Source organism: Allofournierella sp. (genome assembly GCF_048388525.1).
GTDB lineage: Bacteria > Bacillota > Clostridia > Oscillospirales > Ruminococcaceae > BQOK01.
Genome location: NZ_DBGCTQ010000107.1, coordinates 32,397 through 51,454, shown reverse-complemented (window position 1 = coordinate 51,454; position 19,058 = coordinate 32,397). Strand labels below are relative to the sequence as shown.

The 19,058-nt window shown below is 64.4% G+C and carries 16 protein-coding genes; all 16 read right to left on the bottom strand.

Annotated features, from left to right (window positions below; all coding sequences use genetic code 11):
- Positions 1 to 48: 48 nt before the first annotated feature.
- The 16 genes from leuS to rplT all read right to left on the bottom strand — a co-directional run bounded on the left by leuS (position 49) and on the right by rplT (position 19,044).
- Entirely contained in the window at positions 49 to 2,577 is a 2,529-nt protein-coding gene (leuS, locus tag ACMLHZ_RS13020; protein WP_418668113.1) for a leucine--tRNA ligase, read from the bottom strand.
- 136 nt (positions 2,578 to 2,713) lie between these two features.
- A complete protein-coding gene (gene rsfS / locus ACMLHZ_RS13015; protein WP_418668148.1) occupies positions 2,714 to 3,088 on the bottom strand; it encodes a ribosome silencing factor in 375 nt (124 codons plus the stop codon).
- Positions 3,089 to 3,121: 33 nt separating this feature from the next.
- Complete coding sequence (locus ACMLHZ_RS13010; protein ID WP_418668112.1) at positions 3,122 to 4,405, bottom strand: LCP family protein; 1,284 nt, start codon at positions 4,403 to 4,405, stop codon at positions 3,122 to 3,124.
- Between the two features lie 3 nt (positions 4,406 to 4,408).
- Entirely contained in the window at positions 4,409 to 4,996 is a 588-nt protein-coding gene (gene yqeK, locus ACMLHZ_RS13005; RefSeq protein WP_418668111.1) for a bis(5'-nucleosyl)-tetraphosphatase (symmetrical) YqeK, read from the bottom strand.
- 4 nt (positions 4,997 to 5,000) lie between these two features.
- Positions 5,001 to 5,585, bottom strand: coding sequence for a nicotinate (nicotinamide) nucleotide adenylyltransferase (gene nadD / locus ACMLHZ_RS13000; protein WP_418668110.1), 585 nt, complete (start codon positions 5,583 to 5,585; stop codon positions 5,001 to 5,003).
- Between the two features lie 106 nt (positions 5,586 to 5,691).
- Complete coding sequence (locus tag ACMLHZ_RS12995) at positions 5,692 to 5,985, bottom strand: YhbY family RNA-binding protein (RefSeq protein WP_418668109.1); 294 nt, start codon at positions 5,983 to 5,985, stop codon at positions 5,692 to 5,694.
- A gap of 41 nt (positions 5,986 to 6,026) precedes the next feature.
- Positions 6,027 to 6,785, bottom strand: coding sequence for an RdgB/HAM1 family non-canonical purine NTP pyrophosphatase (gene rdgB / locus ACMLHZ_RS12990; RefSeq protein WP_418668108.1), 759 nt, complete (start codon positions 6,783 to 6,785; stop codon positions 6,027 to 6,029).
- Between the two features lie 37 nt (positions 6,786 to 6,822).
- The gene (gene ftsY / locus ACMLHZ_RS12985; RefSeq protein WP_418668107.1) at positions 6,823 to 7,740 is read right to left on the bottom strand and encodes a signal recognition particle-docking protein FtsY; all 918 of its coding nucleotides are present in this window, start codon (positions 7,738 to 7,740) and stop codon (positions 6,823 to 6,825) included.
- 51 nt (positions 7,741 to 7,791) lie between these two features.
- A complete protein-coding gene (gene smc / locus ACMLHZ_RS12980; RefSeq protein WP_418668106.1) occupies positions 7,792 to 11,352 on the bottom strand; it encodes a chromosome segregation protein SMC in 3,561 nt (1,186 codons plus the stop codon).
- A gap of 92 nt (positions 11,353 to 11,444) precedes the next feature.
- On the bottom strand, positions 11,445 to 12,110 hold the full coding sequence (gene rnc / locus ACMLHZ_RS12975) for a ribonuclease III (RefSeq protein WP_418668105.1): 666 nt from the start codon (positions 12,108 to 12,110) through the stop codon (positions 11,445 to 11,447).
- A 61-nt stretch (positions 12,111 to 12,171) separates the two neighbouring features.
- A complete protein-coding gene (gene plsX, locus ACMLHZ_RS12970) occupies positions 12,172 to 13,188 on the bottom strand; it encodes a phosphate acyltransferase PlsX (RefSeq protein WP_418668104.1) in 1,017 nt (338 codons plus the stop codon).
- 56 nt (positions 13,189 to 13,244) lie between these two features.
- Entirely contained in the window at positions 13,245 to 14,555 is a 1,311-nt protein-coding gene (gene trmFO / locus ACMLHZ_RS12965; RefSeq protein WP_418668103.1) for a methylenetetrahydrofolate--tRNA-(uracil(54)-C(5))-methyltransferase (FADH(2)-oxidizing) TrmFO, read from the bottom strand.
- Positions 14,552 to 16,633 (bottom strand): type I DNA topoisomerase, encoded by a 2,082-nt coding sequence (gene topA / locus ACMLHZ_RS12960; RefSeq protein WP_418668102.1) that lies wholly within the window; start codon positions 16,631 to 16,633, stop codon positions 14,552 to 14,554. Before topA ends, trmFO begins: the two co-directional genes overlap by 4 nt.
- A gap of 17 nt (positions 16,634 to 16,650) precedes the next feature.
- Complete coding sequence (dprA, locus tag ACMLHZ_RS12955; RefSeq protein ID WP_418668101.1) at positions 16,651 to 17,742, bottom strand: DNA-processing protein DprA; 1,092 nt, start codon at positions 17,740 to 17,742, stop codon at positions 16,651 to 16,653.
- Complete coding sequence (locus ACMLHZ_RS12950) at positions 17,739 to 18,521, bottom strand: TrmH family RNA methyltransferase (RefSeq protein WP_418668100.1); 783 nt, start codon at positions 18,519 to 18,521, stop codon at positions 17,739 to 17,741. The genes dprA and ACMLHZ_RS12950 overlap by 4 nt, the downstream gene beginning before the upstream one ends.
- 169 nt (positions 18,522 to 18,690) lie before the next feature.
- Positions 18,691 to 19,044: a 50S ribosomal protein L20 gene (rplT, locus tag ACMLHZ_RS12945; RefSeq protein WP_177563007.1), complete on the bottom strand. Its 354-nt coding sequence runs from the start codon at positions 19,042 to 19,044 to the stop codon at positions 18,691 to 18,693.
- Positions 19,045 to 19,058 lie beyond the last annotated feature (14 nt).

The following is a 19,058-nucleotide window of genomic DNA, read 5'->3' as shown; positions in this document are numbered from 1 at the left end:
CTGAAAAAACAGCCGGCCGGCAGTTTTCACCACCGTATTCACAAACTTTTAACCTTTCACCACCAGGTTGATCAGCTTGTTCGGCACGGCAATCTCCTTCACCAGGGTCTTCCCTTCCAGCGCCGCCGCCACCGCGGGGTCGGCCTTGGCGGCCGCCAGGGCCTCTTCCTTCGGCGCGTCCACCGGCAGGTTCAGGCGGGCCTTGGGCTTGCCGTTCACCTGCACCAGCACCTCCACGGTGCTCTCGGTGCACTTCGCCTCATCGTATTCCGGCCAGCGGGCGTGGGCGATCTGCCCTTCGCCGCCCATCAGCTGCCACAGCTCTTCGGTGATGTGAGGTGCAAAGGGGTTCAGCAGCAGCAGCAGATCCGCAAATTCGTCCCGGGTGGCGCCGCCCGCCGCGTAAAGCTCGTTCACCAGGCTCATCAGGGCGGCAATGGCGGTGTTGTTCTTCAGCACATCGATGTCTTCCCCCACCTTTTTGATGGTGCGGTGCATCGCGGTCTCAAGCTCCGGGCGGTACCCCTCGCCGGGCAGCAGCATCTCGGAAAGGCCCCACACCCGTTCCAAAAAGCGCTTGCAGCCCTTGATGGACTGGGTGGACCAGGGCGCGGCCTTTTCAAAATCGCCGATGAACATCTCATACAGGCGCAGGGTGTCGGCGCCGTACTCGGCAATCACGTCATCCGGGTTGATCACATTGCCCAGGCTCTTGGACATTTTCACCACCGGGTGCTCTGCCATCTCGCCGTACTTTTCCACCAGCGCGGCGCGGGCGGCCTTTTCGCTGCCCTCTTCGTCCACCAGCTTTTTCTGCTGGGCCGCAGGCAGGTTCTCAAAAGCATGGGGGTTCAGCCCCAGGATCATCCCGTGGGAGGTGCGCTTTTTATAGGGCTCCGCGGTGGGCACCAGCCCGATGTCATAAAGGAACTTGTGCCAGAACCGGCTGTACAGCAAATGCAGGGTGGTGTGCTCCATGCCGCCGTTGTACCAGTCCACCGGGCCCCAGTATTCCACCGCCTCCCTGCTCACGGGGGCTGTGTCGCAGTGGGGGTCCATATAGCGCAAAAAGTACCAGCTGGAGCCCGCCCACTGGGGCATGGTGTCGGTTTCGCGCTTTGCCGGGCCGCCGCAGCACGGGCAGGTGGTGTTTACCCACTCGGCATGGCGGGCCAGGGGGCTTTCCCCGTCCGGGCCGGGCTCAAAGTCGGTGATCTCGGGCAGCACCAGGGGCAATTCGCTCTCAGGCAGGGGCTGCCAGCCACAGGCCTCGCAGTGCACCATGGGAATGGGTTCGCCCCAGTACCGCTGGCGGCTGAACACCCAGTCCCGCAGCTTGAAGTTTACCTGGGCGTGGCCCTTGCCCTCCTGCTCCAGCCACTGGGTAATGGCCTTTTTCGCCTCCTCCACGGTCATGCCGGTCAAAAAGCCGCTGTTCACCATCACGCCGGCGGCGCAGTCGGTATAGGCCTCTTTTTCCACATCGCCGCCGGCCACCACCTCCACGATGGGCAGGCCGAACACCTTGGCAAACTCGTAGTCCCGGGTGTCGTGGGCGGGCACCGCCATAATGGCGCCGGTGCCGTAGCTGGCCAGCACATAGTCCGAGAGGAAGATGGGGATCTCCGCGCCGTTCACCGGGTTCACGGCGCGCACGCCCTCCAGCTTCACGCCGGTCTTTTCCTTGGCCAGCTCGGTGCGCTCAAAATCGGACTTGCGGGCCGCGGCCTCCTGGTAAGCGCGCACCTCGGCCAGGTTTTCCAGCCGTCCCTCCCAGTGTTTCAAAATGGGGTGCTCCGGGGCCAGCACCATGTAAGTAGCCCCAAACAGGGTGTCGGGCCGGGTGGTATAAACCACCAGGTCGTCGCCGGTGGTGGCCTTAAAGGTCACCTCGGCACCGTGGCTGCGCCCGATCCAGTTCTTCTGCTGGGTCACCACCCGGTCAATAAAATCCAGCCCGTCCAGATCGTCGATCAGCCGGTCGGCATAGGCGGTGATCTTCAGCATCCACTGGCTCTTGACCTTGTGCACCACCTCGCCGCCGCAGCGCTCGCAGCAGCCGTTCACAACCTCCTCGTTGGCCAGCACCACCTTGCAGCTGGTGCACCAGTTCACATTCATTTCCTTTTTATAGGCAAGGCCATGCTTGTAGAGCTGCAAAAAGATCCACTGGGTCCACTTGTAGTAAGCGGGATCGGTGGTGTTTACCTCCCGGTCCCAGTCGAACGAGAGGCCCAGGGCCTGCAACTGGCTTTTGAACCGGGCCACGTTGTTTTTGGTCACGATCTCGGGGTTGATGTGGTTTTTCAGCGCATAGTTCTCGGTGGGCAGGCCAAAGGCGTCCCAGCCCATGGGGTACAGCACATTGTACCCTGCCATGCGCTTTTTGCGCGCCACAATGTCCAGCGCGGTATAGCTGCGGGGGTGCCCCACGTGCAGCCCCGCGGCGCTGGGGTATGGAAACTCTACCAGCGCGTAGAATTTCGGCTTGGTGTGGTCGATCTTTGCCGCAAAGGTCTTTTCGTCTGCCCAGACCTTCTGCCACTTGTGTTCAATGGCCTTGAAATCGTATTTCACCTGGTATCACTCCAACTTTTTTATCTTCCGGGCCGGGTATTCCCGGCCTGTCCATCCTTTTGGGCAAAGCGCCCGCGCGGGCAAAAAAACAGCAGCGGCCAGCCCGGGCTGCCGGGCTGGCTCCTCGCGTTTCACTTCACTGCTGCGCCGCTTCGTCCCCGCCCGCTTCCAGGTCCACCTGGCACTCCTCGGCGTCGGCCCACAGATGCTCCAAATCATAAAAATCCCGGGCCTCGGGGTAAAACACATGCACGATCACCGTGCCGTAGTCCAGCAAAATCCAGCTTTTGGAGTCATAGCCCTCGGTGCGCAGGGGCTTTACCCCCTGCTGCTCCAGCTGGAACTCCGCCTCCTCTGCCAGGGCTTTCACCTGGGTCGAGGAGGAGCCGCTGGCGATCACAAAGTAATCGGTCAGCACGGTCAGATCCCGCACCTTCAGCACCTTCACCTCTGTGGCTTTCTTCTTGTCCAGCGCCTGGGCAAGGCGGGTCGCAAGCTGCAAACTCTCCATCAAAAAATCGTTTCTCCTTTCAATCCCGGGCCCTCACCCCTCCGGCTGGCTGCCCTCGGTCTCGGTGTCAAGCTGGCCCATATACTGCACATTCGGGTCGGTCGAGGCGCCCACGGTGGTCAGGGTCGGCACATCCAGGCTCTCCACCGGGCCGCCGTAGGTGCGGAAATAATCGTTCAGCAGGGTGGTGGTCTTGCCCACATCGCACACCAGGATCGAGTACTGATCATTGTACTTCTGGGCAGCGCCGAAGGTGGGCACCTTACACAGCATAATGTCCGCGCTGTCCACCTTCAAAAAGCTCACGCCGATGCTGATCAGCTCATCGATGGGGATATCGGTGGTCACGTAGTTTAAGGCCACAGGCGCAAGCTTTGCCAGATCCCACACGGTGGCGGTGCGGATGCGCTTGAACAGGCCCTGGTAGAAATAGCGCTGCATGTCCAGCCGGGCAATATCTCCCTGGGCGTAGCTCTTGCGGTTGCGCACAAAGAACTCGGCGGAAGCGCCGTCCAGGTTGCGCAGGCCCTGCTCCAGCTTGCTGCCGTTGTACTCGATGGTCTGGGGAATATAGACCTCAATGCCGCCGAACAGGTCCACGATCTCCTTCAGGCTCTGCATGTCGATGGTCACATAATAGTCCACAGGCAGCTTGTACTGGTCGTAGATGAGCTGGGTCAGGCTTTCCATGCCGTTGTTTTTCAGAGCCACCGCGTTGATCTTGCCGGTACCGCCGGTATTGTAATCGGTACCCACGTAGACATCTCGCGGGATCTGCAGCATGTTCATCTTTTTATTCTTCACGTCAAAGCTCACGTACATGATCATATCGGTCATGCCGTCGTTCGAGGACACGTCGTTGGAGTAGGCGCGGCCCTCCTCGTAATCGATGCCGCAGACAAGGATGTTCACCACGTCGCCCTTGAATTCGTTCGGCGTGTTGATCAGCTGATTAATGGTGGGCGCGCCGCCCTCCGGGCTGATGCTGTTCACCACCCACCTGTACAGGCCGAACAGGCCCACCGCCACTACCGCGAACAGGCACAAAAGCGACACCAGCACATTGCGCAGGGTGTGGTTCTTTTTTTTGCGGCGGGGCGCCGTGTGGCTGCCGCTCTGCACCCCGCTCCCGGCCGCGGGCGCCCGGTAGGCCCCCCTCGGCGCGGTTCGCTGGCTCTGGGCCGGTCGCTGGGGCGCGGGCGCGGCCCCGCTCCGGTTGATCTTGCGCTGGCCGGCAGGGGCCGCGGGCCGCGGGGCGCTGCCGCTGTGATTCGCGGCCGAGGTATTCAGCCTTCTGGGCTGTTTGGGTTCATTCATGGGTCAATCCTCCGTATTCTTTTGGGCCTGGGCGCTGCGCTCCAGGTCTTCCAGCGCCTCGCGGGAGAGCGGGTCAATGGTCTTGCCGCACTCCTCCATCCAGCGTATATTGTATCGCACGGCCTGCAGCACCGCGGCGTCCAGATTCTCCACGGCAAGCGCGCGCAATTCGCCCACCTCCGGGTAATCCCGCTCGGCGCTGATCATGTCGGCCAGATACAGGATCTTGTCCATTTTCGTCATCCCGGCGCGGCCGGTGGTGTGGTACCGGATCGCGTCCAGTACCTCCGGGTCGTCCACTCCCCACTGCGTCTTTGCCAGAATAGCCGCACAGGGCCCATGCCACACCGGCGCGGGGCTCCCTGCGGCATTCCCCGCTATTATAGCATTCCCGCGCAGGATCTGCAACAGCTCGGCCTTGGGCCGCTCTTTCACCGCATCGTGCAGCATAGCCGCCAGGGCCGCCTTTTCCGGGTCCGCCCCATAGCTTCGGGCCAGCTTCACGGCGGCCTCCTTCACATTGCAGGTGTGGGCGTAGCGCTTTTTGGAAAGCGCGGCGCGCACCATGCGCTCTGCCTCGGAATACTCCATCGGTTCACCTTCCATATAAGTGATGCTTGCGGGCAGCTTCGGCCACCAGGGGCGGCAGCGCCCCGTCCGGCAGGCGGCCGGCCCGCACGTCGCTGGAGGCCAGCTCCACCGCGGGCGCGCGGGTAAAGATTACCCGCCCCCCGTAGGGCTCCAGTGCGCGGGCCGCCGCCTGCAGCTCCGGGTCGTCCCCCTCTGTGCGGCTCTGCACCACCAGCGCGGCGCTTTTTAAAATCGTCTGCCAATCCCGCCACTCGGTAAAGCTGGTCAGCATGTCGCTGCCCAGGCACAAAAACAGCTCTGCATCCGGGTATTCCCGCCGCAGCATGGCCAGGGTGTCCACCGTGTAGCTCTTGCCCGCCCTTTTTATCTCCCAGTCACTCACCACAAGGTTCTCATGCAGCGGCAAAAAGCAGCGGCACATCTCCAGCCGCCACCGGGCCGGCGTTGCGCTGGCCGCCTTGTGGGGCGGCGTGCCGGCAGGCATCACCACCACCCGGTCGGGCCGCACTGCGGCAATGGCATTCTGCAAAAGGTGCACATGGCCGTTGTGGGGCGGGTCGAACGTGCCGCCGAACAGCAGCAGCTTCATCCTTTTCCCCCCTCCACGCTAGTGTAAACGACTTTCCCTTTTCAATTATTTCAAAAAAGTTACAATTTTTCAAGCAGCAAACTGCAAATTTTTTGTTTCAGAGCTGTCACAACAGCCCGTCAAAGGCCGAATCCTTGCGCTTTTTCAAAAAAAGCACAAACTTCGAGCCGATCACCTGCACCACGTCGGCGCCTGTTTTTTCCGCCAGCAGGGCGGCTGCCTCTCTGGCGGTGTATAGGCTGGTTTCCAGAACTTTCATTTTAATCAGCTCCCGGGCGGCCAGGCAGTCAGCGGTGGATTTTATCAGCCCCTCGTCGATCTCGCCCTTGCCCACCTGGAACACGGGATCCAGGCCGTTGGCGGCCCTGCGCAGCGCGGCGCGCTGTTTGCTTGTAAGCATAAACTTGTTTCTCCTTTTTATCCCCTCAAACCCCGCGCTTTTCAGCGCAGGCTCCGGGTGAGTTTGTCCCCGTCGAATTTTTCGTCCCGTTCAAAGCCCAGGCTGTCATCGATCTCCACAATGGTAGCGCCCACGCTCCGCGCCAACACACAGGCTTCGGGCTCCCCCGGCCCGGCCAAAAAATCGGCCAGGCGCTCGTCCAAAAGGCGCATGGCGGCGCCCCTGTGGCTGATGGCGTCCTTTTCCCACGCTTCCAGCTCGGCATAGGTGCGGCCCTCGGTGTTCGGGCGCGCACCATTCCCCGCAAGGCCCACAAACCGGGGCACAAACAGCGGGTCGTAACCAAAACCGTTTTCTCCCCGGCGCACAAAGCCCACCCGGCCCGGGCACTCGCCGTGAAAGGTGATATGCCTGCCGCCGGGCAGGTAAAAGCACACGGCGCTCACAAATTTGGCGTCCCGCCGCTCTGCGGGCACTTTTTCCAGCGCCGCCAGCAGCTTGTCGTTGTTGGCCTCGTCGTCGCCGTGCACTCCGCAGTAGCGGGCGCTGTAAACGCCCGGTGCGCCGTCCAGCGCCTCCACCGCCAGGCCCGAGTCGTCGGCCAGGGTGGGCAGGCCGCATGCCTCGCAGATGGCTCTTGCCTTGATCAGGGCGTTTTCGGCAAAGGTCGCGCCGGTTTCCTCCGGCTCCAGGGTAATGCCCAGCTCCTTCTGGCTTTTGACCGTATGGCCCTGGGCCTCCAAAATGCGCCGGATCTCCTTCAGCTTGCCGGCATTGCCGGTGGCGGCACAGATCAGCATCGCGTATCTCCTTTTTGTCTCAAAACGTGTCGTCCGGTCAGGCCTCGGCAAACAGCGCGTTTGCAAAATCCTCGGCGCTGAACTCCATCAGGTCGTCCATCCCCTCGCCCACGCCCACAAAGCGCACAGGCAGGCCCAGCTTCTGCTTCACGCTGATCACCGCGCCGCCCTTGGCGGTCCCGTCCAGCTTTGTCAGGATGATCCCGGTGGCCCCCGCCGCGCTGATAAACTGCGCGGCCTGGCTGATGGCGTTCTGCCCGGTAATAGCGTCCAGCACCAGCAGGGTTTCCACGCTGGCGGCGGGGCAGGCCTTGGTCACGCTGCGGCTGATCTTGGTCAGCTCGTTCATCAGGTTCTGCTTGTTGTGCAGGCGGCCCGCGGTGTCGCAAATCACAAGATCGTATCCCCGCGCCGCGGCGGACTGCACGGCGTCAAACACCACCGCCGCGGGGTCGGCCCCCTCGCTGTGCTTCACAATGGGCACCTCCACCCGCTCCGCCCAGATGGAAAGCTGCTCCGCCGCCGCCGCCCGGAAGGTGTCCCCCGCGGCCAGCAGCACCCGTTTGCCCTGCTCTTTATACAGCTTTGCCAGCTTTGCAATGCTGGTGGTCTTGCCCACGCCGTTCACGCCGATCACCAGGATCACCGCCGGCCGGCCCGCAAGGTCCAATTCCCCCTCCGGCTCCAGCTCGGCGCAGATGATCTCCTTCAGCGCGGCGATCGCGTCGTCGGCTGTTTTGATGTGCCGGCGGCGCACCGCCTCCCGCAGGGCCTCCACCAGGCGCGCGGCTTCATCGGCGCCGGTGTCGGCCAGGATCAGCTGTTCCTCCAGATCATCGTAAAAAGAATCGTCGATCTCGCCCGCGTTCATCATATCCAGGATTCCGGCAAAAAAGCCCTTGCGGGTCTTGGCCAGTCCCTCGTCCATCTTCTCTTTGCGGCTGAAAAGTCCCATGGCTTGTTACCTCATGTATCTCAATCTATCTCGGTCGTTTTTCGCGCCCGCTCACGATACCAGCGAAGCGTCCACCTGATCCAAATCAAGGCGCAGCAGCTTCGACACGCCGTCCTGCTGCATGGTCACGCCGTACAATACGTCCGCCGCTTCCATGGTGCCCCGGCGGTGGGTGATCACAATGAACTGGGTGTCGCCGGTAATGCGGCGCAGGTACTGGGCATAGCGCACCACGTTCACGTCGTCCAGCGCCGCCTCGATCTCGTCCAGGATGCAGAAGGGCGCCGGGTTCACGGCCAGAATGGCAAAGTAAATGCTGATGGCCACCAGCGCCTGTTCCCCGCCCGAAAGGGCGGACAGGTTCTTGATCACCTTGCCCGGGGGCGCCACCTGAATGTCGATGCCGCTCTCCAGCACATTGTCCGGGTCCGAAAGTGACAGGCTTGCGGTGCCCCCGCCGAACAGCTCGTGGAAGATCCGGCCGAAATGGCCGTTGATCTGCTTGAAGCTCTCGCCGAAGATGCTCTTCATCTCACCCGACAGCTCATTGATCATGCGGGTCAGCTCGGCCTTGCTCTTTTCCACGTCCCGCACCTGGGCGGCCAGGAACCCGTACCGCTCGCTCACCTCTTTGTACTCCTCGATGGAGCCCACGTTCACGTTTCCAAGGCTCCGGATTTTGCCGCGCACCTCGCCCACCTGGCGGCGCAGCTCGGTCACGCTCTCAAACTCCACGCAAAGGGGCTGGGCGTCGCTCATGGTCAGCTGGTATTCCTCCCACAGCTTTGCAATGGTCTGGTCGTATTCCACCTCGGCGTTTGCCTTGCGCTCGGCCAGCCGGGCCATCTCCTGGCTCATCTTCTCCCGCTGGTCGGTGATGGCCCGCACCCTCTGGGTCTGCTGGCTGATGGACCCCTCCATCTCCATGCGGCGCCCGGCGGCCGCCGCGATTTCGGCCTCCTTGTCCCGGATGCGCTGGGCGCTGCCCTCCTTGCGGGCGCGCACCTCCTCGATCTTTGCCGCGCTTCCGGCGTTCAGCGCCGCAAGCCTTGCAATGTTCTCTTCCAGCTGGCGGCGGCGCTCGCCCGCCTCGCCATGGCGGCTCTCCAGGCTCCCGATGCCTGCCAGATGCATATCCCGGTCCTTCTCGGCCGAAAGGCGCTGCATGCGCGCCTCGCTCAACTCGCCCGAAAGGCGGCTGCGGGTCGCCAAAAAGCTGTCGTCGCTGCCGGAAAGATCGGTCAGTTCCGCTTCCAGCCGCCCGATCTCGGCGGCCAGGCGCTTTTCCTCGGCGGCCGCGGCAGCTCCTTCGTTCATGTTCTGCTCAATCTGCGCGTACAGGCTCTCCGCCTCGGCCTCCTGCAGCTGGGCGGCCGCCCGGGCCTGGCTCAGGGCGGTCTCAATGCGGCGCAGCTCCATCTCAGCGCGGATCTTGTCGCCCCCGGCGGTGATCGCCTCGCTGTTTGTGGCGGTCAGCTGCGCCGAAAGGGTGTCCACCTCCGCCTTCCACCTGTCGGTGTTCTCCTGGGCGGCGGCCTGTTTTTTTGCCAGGATTTCAAGCTTTGCGCGCAGCTCCTCCATCTCCTGCTTGCGGCTGAACAGCCCCGCCGAGCGGGAAACGCTGCCGCCGGTGAACGAGCCGCCCGCATTGATCACCTGCCCGTCCGCCGTGACCACCCGGTTGCGGTAGTCCAGCGCCCGCGCCACCCGCGAGGCCTCGTTGATGTCGTCCACCACAACGATGCGCCCCAGCAGATTCGCCACAATGTTGTCGTACTTTTTGTCGTACTTCACAAGGCCCGAGGCCACCCGTGCGCTGCCCGAAAGGCGCGCGGCGTCAAAGTGGGTGCCCTTCACCGTGTCCAGCGGCAAGAAGGTGGCCCGGCCGGCCTTTTCGTCCCGCAAAAAGGCGATGGCCGCCTTGGCCGCCGTCTCACCCTCCACCACGATGTTCTGCAGCGCAAAGCCCAGCGCGGTCTCAATGGCCATCTCGTACCCGGGCTCCACGGTCAGGATGCTGCTCACCGGGCCGATGATGCCCCGCAGCCTCCGGTTCTGCGCCGCGCGCATCACGGTCTTCACGCTCTGCTGGTACCCGTCCATGTTGCGTTCCAGGTCTCCCAGCACCTGCAGGCGCTGCTGTGCCGCTTCCAGCTGCCGGCTGGCCTGCTGCTCGGCGGCGTCCGCCTCGTCCAGCTGTTTTTTACGGCTGGCCAGCTTCATTTCCAGGCCGTTTTTAATGTTTTCCAGCCGGGTCACATTTTCTTCCACCCCGGTCAGATAAGTGCGGGTATCCGCCTGCTCCGCCGCAAGGCCCGCAAGGGTTTCGCCGCTCTTTTCCTGCTCGGCTTTCACCGCCGTCAGCCGCTCGGCTGCGGTGTCGGCGGCGCTCTTGCAGCCGGCCGCTTTCACCTTGGCGGCGGTCTGCCGCTCGGTCAGGCCGGCCAGCGCGCCGGTCACCGCCCCCCGGCGCTCGCCGGTGGCTTCGCTCTCCGCCTGGATCTTCTGCAAAAGCCCGTCCAGCTCCGCCAGCCGGGCGTCCAGCCGGGCGATCTCCCCTTCCAGCCCGGCAATGGCCTCCTTGTGCTGGGCGATCTCCTGGTGCAGCTCTTTGCGCCCCAGGCTCGCCTGCTCGATCTGGCCGCTCAGGTCCGCCGCGGTCGCCTCATTGTGGGCAATGTCATTCTGCAGCACCGCGATCTGGCTGTCGGCGCCCGCCATCTCTTCCGTGATGGCGCGGATCTCGGCATTGCAGCGCTCCACCTCTACGGTCAGGCGCTGCATCTGGGCGCGGATGTCCTCGGTCTCTGCGTCGATGCCCTCGATCTCGGCGGTCAGGCTGTCGTAATCCGCCTGGGCGGTCTCATAGCGGCGCTGCTGCTCGCGCACCGTGTCCTTGGCGCGGCGCACGCCGTCCACCCAAAGGGTCACCTCCAGCTCCTTGCGCCGGGCCGAAAGCTCCAAAAACTGCTCTGCCTTTTTGCTCTCCTTTTCCAGCGGCCCCACCCGGGCCTCCAGCTCATCCAGGATGTCCCGCAGCCGGGCCAGGTTGTCCTCGGCCGAGGCCAGGCGCCGTTCCGCTTCATTTTTGCGGTAGCGGTATTTGGCAATGCCGCTGGCCTCCTCAAAAATTTCCCGGCGCTCATTGCTCTTTGCGCCCACGATCTCCGCAATGCGGCCCTGTCCGATGATCGAGTAGCCGTCCCTCCCGAGGCCCGTGTCCAAAAACAGCTCGTAAATGTCCTTCAGCCGCACGTTCTGGCCGTTGATCGAGTATTCGCTCTCCCCCGAGCGGTAGTATTTGCGGCCGATCACCACCTCGTCCGCGTCCACGTCGATGCGCCGGTCCGAGTTGTCCACCGTCAGGTTCACCGCGGCAAAGCCCATGGCGCCCCGCTGCTGGGTCCCGCCGAAGATCACGTCCTCCATCTTGCCCGCGCCCCGCAGCTGCTTGGAGCTTGTCTCGCCCAGCACCCAGCGGATGGCGTCGGAAATATTGCTCTTGCCCGAACCGTTGGGCCCCACCACCGCGGTGATGCCCTGGCCGATCCTGACCTTGGTGCGGTCCGGGAAGCTCTTGAAGCCCTGTATTTCCAGTTCCTTTAATACCATTGCCTAACTCCCATCAAACTTCTCCCTGTGGCGTGTGCGCAGGCGGCATGCCGCCGGGGCCTCCGGTGCCATGCCGCCCGGGCGCCCGCCCCTCACTCCACCAGGCCCATCAGGCGCAGCGCCTCCTTGGCGGCGGCCTGCTCGGCGGCCTTTTTGCTGTGGCCCTCGCCCCGGCCCATCAGGTTCGAGTTCAGGTACACGGCCATTTTGAAGTGCTTGTCGTGATCCGGCCCTTCCTCGCCCTCCACTTCATAGCGCAGGCGCTCCTCGGGGTTCTGCTGAATGACCTCCTGCAGCTGCGTTTTGTAGTCCGCCTCGGCGGTCTTGCCCTCGGTGATAAAGGGCAGAATGAACGCCCGCGCCGTTTCTATGCCGCCGTCCAGGTACAAGGCGGCGATCAGCGCCTCAAACGCGTCCGACACAACGCTCGGCCGCGTGCGGCCGCCGCCCCGCTCCTCTCCCCGGCCCAGGCGCAGAAAGCGCCCCAGGTCGATCTCCTTGGCAAACTCGAACAGGGCGCTCTCGCACACCAGGCTGGCCCGCGCGCGGGTCAGCTCGCCCTCCGGGCGATCCTTCCACTGGTGGAACAGATGATCCGCCACCACAATGGAAAGCACGCTGTCGCCCAAAAACTCCAGCCGCTCGTTATGGTGGATGGGCGTTTTCGACTCGTTGGCATAGCTGGTGTGGGTGAGCGCCGTCTCCAGCAGCTTCGGCTCCTTAAAGGTGTAACCGATCACGGTCTCAAGCTGATGCATGGGGTACCTCCCGTAAAAGCCGCCCCCGCCGCGCCCTGCATCGGGCGCGGCGGCGCGGGTGTCAGTCTTCGTTCTCCGGCACTGCCGCCAGGTTTTCGGCCATCACGCCGCACAGATCGCTCTCCGCGCACAGCACCGCCTGCCGGATGGCGTTCTGAATGGCCCGCGCGTTCGAGGAGCCGTGGGCCTTGATCACCGGCTTTGCCGCCCCCAAAAAGGGCGCGCCGCCGTACTCGTCGGCGTCCATGCTCTTTTTAAAGTCCGCCACGCCGCCCTTCACCAGCAGGTAGCCCAGCTTGGTACCCATGCTCTTTTTGAACATATCCTTCAGCTTGCCCGAAAAGAACTTCGCCAGCCCCTCGGTCAGCTTCAGCACCACATTGCCGGTAAAGCCGTCCGCCACCACCACATCCGCCGCGCCGGAGGGAATGTCCCGCGGCTCGATGTTGCCGATGAACCGGATGCGGGGGTTTGCCTTGAGCAGCCCGTGGGCCTCCACATAGGTGGGCGTCCCCTTCGACTCCTCGGCCCCGTTGTTCACCAGGGCCACCTTCGGCTCGGCCACGCCCATCACCTTGTTCATGTACACGCTGCCCATCACGCCGAAGGCCTCCAGCATAGCGGGGCGGCACTCCACGTTGGCGCCGCAGTCCAGCAGCAAAAAGGGCTTCCGCCCGGGGATCACCGTGGCCAGCGCGGGCCGCTTGACCCCCTTCACCGTGCGCACCAAAAGGCTGGCGCCCACGTGCAGCGCGCCGGTGGACCCGGCCGAAACAAAGGCGTCGCCCCTGCCCTCGGCCAAAAGCCGCAGGCCCACCACCATGCTGGAATCCTTTTTCTGGCGGATCGCCTTTGCGGGCTCGTCGCACATCTCAATGACCTCGCCGGCATGCACGATCTCAAAGTGCTCCGGGTCCAGCTTCAGGTTGTTCTCGGCGGCGCAGGCCCGGATCCTGGCCTCGTCGCCCACGGCAATGATGGCGAGCTCCGGCCAGTTCGCGGCCACGGCCGCGGCGGCCCCTTTCAGGATCTCAGCGGGGGCGTTGTCGCCCCCCATGGCGTCAAGGATGATCTTCATTCGTTCACCTGCTCCTTTTTTCTGCCGCCCGTGCCCCTTTGGCCGGGCAGGAATGCTCACTTTTCTGTCTGGGCCGCCCAGCGCTCCATGGCTCCCATCGCCCGCTCGGCCAGGGCCAGGTAGCGCAGCCGCTTGTCCCGCACGGGCGCCTCCAGCGGGGGCAGCAGCCCCATGTTGGCGCCCATGGGCTGGAAGTTTTTGTTCTCGCTGGTGATGTAGCGCACCAACTGGCCCAGCATGGTCTCGGGCGGCGGCGCGCCCAGCGCCCCGCCCTGCAGTGCGGCGTAAATACTGCGCGCCGCCAGCAGGCCGCAGGCGGCCGACTCCATATATCCCTCAAACCCGGTGATCTGCCCCGCAAACCACACGTTCGGGTGCTCCTTCAGGGCCAGGCCCGCGCCCAGCAGCTCGGGGCTGTTCAAAAAGGTGTTGCGGTGCATCACCCCATAGCGGGCAAACTCCGCCCCCTCCAGGCCCGGGATCATGGAGAACACGCGCTTTTGCTCCCCGAACTTCAAATTTGTCTGAAAGCCCACAAGGTTGTACAGCGTGCCCTCTGCGTTCTCGCGGCGCAGCTGCACGTTGGCCCAGGGCCGGTGGCCGGTGCGCGGGTCGGTCAGGCCCACCGGGCGCAGCGGCCCAAAGCGCATGGTGTCGGCCCCGCGGCCGGCCATCACCTCAATGGGCATGCAGCCCTCATACACGGTCAGCTCCCCGTCGAATTCGTGCACCCGGGCCCGCTCGGCGCCGGCCAGCGCGGCGTGGAACGCCTCGTACTCGGCCTTGTTGAAAGGGCAGTTCAGGTAGTCCGCCTCTCCTCTGCCGTACCGGCTGGCGGCGAATACCTTTTCCATGTCCAGGCTCGCCGCGGTCACAATGGGCGCCGCCGCATCGTAAAACGCCAGCCGCTTCCCTCCGGTCAGCCGTCCGATCTCATCGGCCAGGGCCCCCTCGGTCAGGGGGCCTGTGGCCACCAGTGTGGGCTGCCCTTCGTCAATGGCCGCGGCCTCGCCGCGCACCACCCGGATGTTGGGCTCGGCCTCCACCAGGCCCGTCACGGCGGCGCTGAATGCGTCCCGGTCCACCGCCAGCGCCCCGCCGGCCGCCACCCTTGTGGCCTCCGCGGCGGGCAGCAGGTGGCTGCCCAGCAGTTTCATCTCGGCCTTCAGCAGGCCGCTGGCAGAATCCAGCCGCTCCGCCTTCAGGCTGTTCGAGCACACCAGCTCGGCAAAATTTTCGCTCTTGTGGGCCGGGCTGAACACCGCGGGCTTTTGCTCCCACAGCTCCACCTGCACCCCGCGCCGCGCCAGCCACAGGGCGGCCTCGCACCCCGCAAGGCCCGCGCCCAGAATGGTCACCCCGCTCATTTGGTCACCTGCGTCTCAAAATCGCAGCCCTCTTTGGCGCAGTACAGGCGGCTGCCCTTTTTGAACAGGGTCGCCCCGCACTTTTCGCACTGCTGGGGCACCGGCTCGTCCCAGGTCATAAAATCGCACTGGGGGTAGCCCTCGCACCCGTAATACACCCGGCCCTTGGCGCTGCGGCGCAGCAGCATCCGGCTGCCGCATTTGGGGCATTTGCCTCCGGTGTCCTTTACCAGGCGCTTGGTGTTGGTGCACTCGGGGAAACCCGGGCAGGCCAAAAACTTTCCGTACCGGCCGGTCTTGATCACCATTTTGCGGCCGCACTTCTCGCAGACCTCGTCGGTCTCCTCGTCCGGCACCTTGACCTTTTTGCCCTCCATGTCCTTCTCGGCCTTCTGCAGGGCCGCGTCAAACCCCTTGTAAAAGGTGTCGATGGTGCTGCGCCAGTCCACCCTGCCGCTCTCCACCTGGTCCAGGTTTTTTTCCATGTCGGCCGAAAAAGTCACGTCCACAATGTCCGGGAACTCCTGCAGCATCAGGTCGTTGATGGTGCGGCCCAGCAGGGTCGGCTTCAGTTTTTTCTGCTCCCGCTCCACATAGCCCCGGTCGATGATGGTGGTAATGATGGGCGCATAGGTCGAGGGTCGGCCGATGCCGTTTTCCTCCAGGCCGCGGATCAGGGTCGCCTCGGTGTAGCGGGGGGGCGGCTGGGTGAATTTCTGCTCGCTGGTCAGTTCCCGCAGCTTGAGCACCTGCCCCTCCTCCAGCGGCGGCAGCGAGGTCTCTTTTTTCTCCTTCTCGTCGGTGGCCTCCTCGTACAGGGCGGTAAAGCCCTCAAAGGTCACCACATAGCCGCTGGCCCGGAACTGGTAATCGCCCGCGGTCACCTGCACGGCCACCGTGTCCTGTTCGCAGTCGCTCATCTGGCTGGCAATGAACCGGCTCCAGATCAGGCGGTACAGCTTTGCAATATCCCCCGAAAGGCTCTTTTCCGCCTCCTCGGGCGTCAGGCCGGGCACGCTGGGCCGAATGGCCTCGTGTGCGTCCTGTGCGGCGGTGGCGTTGCGGCTTTTGTAGGTGCGCTTGTAATTGCACACGTACTTTTCGCCGTACTGGCCGGCAATGTAGTCCTTCGCGCCGGCCACCGCCTCGTCCGACACCCGCAGGCTGTCGGTCCGCATGTAGGTGATCAGGCCCAGGGTGCCCCGGCCCGCAATATCCACGCCTTCATACAGGGTCTGGGCCGCCCGCATGGTGCGGGTGGCGGTAAAGCCCAGCCGGCGGCTGGCCTCCTGCTGCAGCGTGGAGGTGATGAAGGGGGGCGCGGGCACCTTTTTGCGGCTGCCCCGGGTGAGCTTGGTCACCTGGTAGTCCCTGCCCTCCAGGGCCGCCTCAATGGCCCTGGCCTCGGCCTCGGTCTTGACCTCCAGCTTTTTGCCCGCGGCGGTGCCGTACAGCCGGGCGCTGAACTTCTTCTGGCTGGCCGGGGGCGAGAGAAGCGCGTCCAGGTTCCAGTACTCCTGGGGCTTAAAGGCCTCGATCTCCTTTTCCCGGTCCACGATCAGCCGCACGGCCACGCTCTGCACCCGCCCGGCCGAAAGCCCCCGGCGCACCTTGCGCCACAAAAACGGCGACAGCTTATAGCCCACCAGCCGGTCCAGCACCCGGCGGGCCTGCTGCGCGTTGAACAGGTCCATGTCGATGGTGCGGGGGTGGGCCATGCCCTCGGTCACGCCCTTTTTGGTGATCTCGCCAAAGGTCACCCGGTTGGCCTGGTCCACATCCAGGCCCAGGATGTGGGCCAGGTGCCAGCTGATGGCCTCGCCCTCCCGGTCCGGGTCGGTGGCAAGGTACACCTGGTCGGCTTTTTTAGCCTCGCTTTTCAGCTCCTTGATGATTTTTTCCTTGCCCTTGATGTTGATGTATTGGGGGGCGTATTCATGCTCCACATCGATGCCCAGCTGGCTGGCGGGCAAATCGCGGATATGCCCCATGCTGGCGGTCACCTCGTAGCCGTCGCCCAGGTATTTCCGGATGGTCTTCGCCTTGGCAGGCGACTCCACGATCACAAGTTTTGACATGCGTTTCTCCTTTGGGTTCATTTGCGGCGGTACTGCCCGCCGGCGCAGCTCTGCGCAAGGCCTGCCAGCTCAAGCTCCAGCAGGGCGGCCAGCGCCTCGCCCGCCTCGCAGCGGGCCTCGCCGGCCAATATTTCCAGGCCCTTTGGCTGCTGGCCAAGGTGCCGCAGCATCTCTTTCGCAGCCGGGCCGAGAGGCTCTGTTTGTGTCTGCCGCTTTTGGGTGTGCGCCGGGGCGGGCGCGGCAAGGCCCAGCCCCTCCAAAATCACTCCGGCGCCGCTGGCGGCCCGGGCGCGTCCCTCGGCCAGCAGGCGGTTGGTGCCGCCGCACAGCTCGCTGAAAATACCTCCCGGCACCGCGTACACCGGTCTGCCGTACCGCTCTGCGTGGCCCACCGTGTTCATGGTGCCGCTTTTTTCCCGCGCCTCCACCACACACACCGCGTCCGCCAGCGCGGCGATCAGCCGGTTGCGCAGCAAAAACGCGGCCGAGCGGGTCACATCGCCCGGGGCAAACTCGCTGATCACCGTCCCCACGCCCTCCACTTGGCGGCGCAGCGCCGTGTTGGCGGCCGGGTAGGTCTTGTCAATGGCGGTGCCCAGCACCCCCACCGTGGGCGCGCCGCAGCGCACCGCGGCCCGGTGGGCCTCGCTGTCCAGCCCGTCGGCCAGGCCGCTCACAAGGCATACGCCGGCTTCAGCCAGCTGCCCGCCGATGCACGCCGCGGCCTCCACCCCGTAGGCGCTGGGGCGGCGGCTTCCGATCATGCCCACCGCGGGCGTGCGGTTCAGCGCCGCCGTATCCCCGGTGCAGAACAGCACCGGCGGCGCGTCCGGCACGCTCCGCAGCCGCGCGGGATATGCGGCCTCTGCCATTGTAACGATCTGCACGCCCTTTTTTTCACAACTGCGGGCCAGCTTCTCAAAATTTTCGGGTTTTGCCTCCAGCCGCTCAGCCTGCGCCGGGGCCAAAAGGCCCGAAAGATCCTCGCGCCCCACCGCCTCCAGCAGCTCGCCGGGCGTGGGGTAAAGGGCCAGCACCCCGCCGCATCCCCGCGCCCCGGGGCCCAGCACGTGGGCCAGCCACAGCCATTCCAGCGTCTGCCCCGTCATCGGCCCGCACCCCGGAAGTGCCACAGCAGCACCCCGCCCGCAACGCCCGCGTTCAGGCTCTCCACCCGGTCGGTAATGGGGATGCGCACCGCCTTCTGGCAGGCCGCCATGACCGCGGCCGAAAGCCCCTGCCCCTCGCTGCCGATCACCAGGCACACGCCGCCCGGGCAGGCCGGGTCCACCTCGCCCAGGGGCAGGCTGTTTTCCAGCGCCGCCGCCAGGCACAGCACCCCGCGGCCCGCAAGCTCGGCCAGCGCGTCCGCAAGGCTGGGCACAGCCGCCAGCGGCATGCGCCCCACAGCGCCCATGCTGGCCCGCAGCACCTTGGGGGCAAAGGGGTCGGCGCATCCGGGCGAAAGCAGCACCCCGTCAAAATCAAAGGCGGCGGCGCTGCGGATCAGCGCCCCCACATTGCCGGGATCCTGCACCCGCTCCAGTGCCAAAAAGCGCCCGCCGCGCGGCAGGTCCGCAAACCGGGCCGCCGGCCGCCCGAACACTCCGAACACCCCCTGCGGGCTCTCCACCCCGGCCAGTTTTTCGGCCACGTGATCCTCCACCAGGTATTGTTCACAGGGCAGCGCCTGTAATGCAGACCACTTATCCTGGGCGCGGCGGGTATAATATATTACCTTTAAGGGGCAGCCCTTTGCAAGCTCCAGGCAAAGCTTATAGCCCTCCGCGAGGAAAGCGTTTTCCCCGGCGCGGAAGGCTGCCGACTGGCCCAACTTGCAGGCGTATTTGATTTTTGCGTTTTCGCGGCTGGTGATGCGTTCCGGCATGGCAAAGCCCCTTTGAAAAACAGCCCGCGGCCCTTTTGCAGGCCCTGCGCCCCGCCCCCACAGGGCAAAACGCGCGGCCGAATATGTTCCTGGCCGCTGGGCGGCCAAAAATTGCGGCAAGATACAAAGCGACGCCCGTGCACGTGCGCGGGCGTTGCTTTTTTAGGTATTACAGCGCCTTCTTGGCAGTCTCCACCAGGGCGGCAAAACCGGCCTCGTCGTGAATGGCCATCTCGCTCAGCATCTTGCGGTTCAGCTCGATGCCGGCCTTCTTCAGCCCGTTCATGAAGGAGGAGTAGTTCATCCCCAGGGGGCGAACGGCGTTGTTGATGCGGGTGATCCACAAATTGCGGAACTGGCGCTTTTTCAGCTTGCGGCCAACGAAAGCGTAGTTGCCGCTCTTCATCACCTGCTGTTTCGCCATCTTAAAATGCTTGGATTTGCTGCCATAGTAGCCCTTGGCCAGCTTGAGGGTCTTCTTTCTCCGTTTGCGGGTCATCATCGCGCCTTTAATACGTGCCATTGTTTATTTCTCCT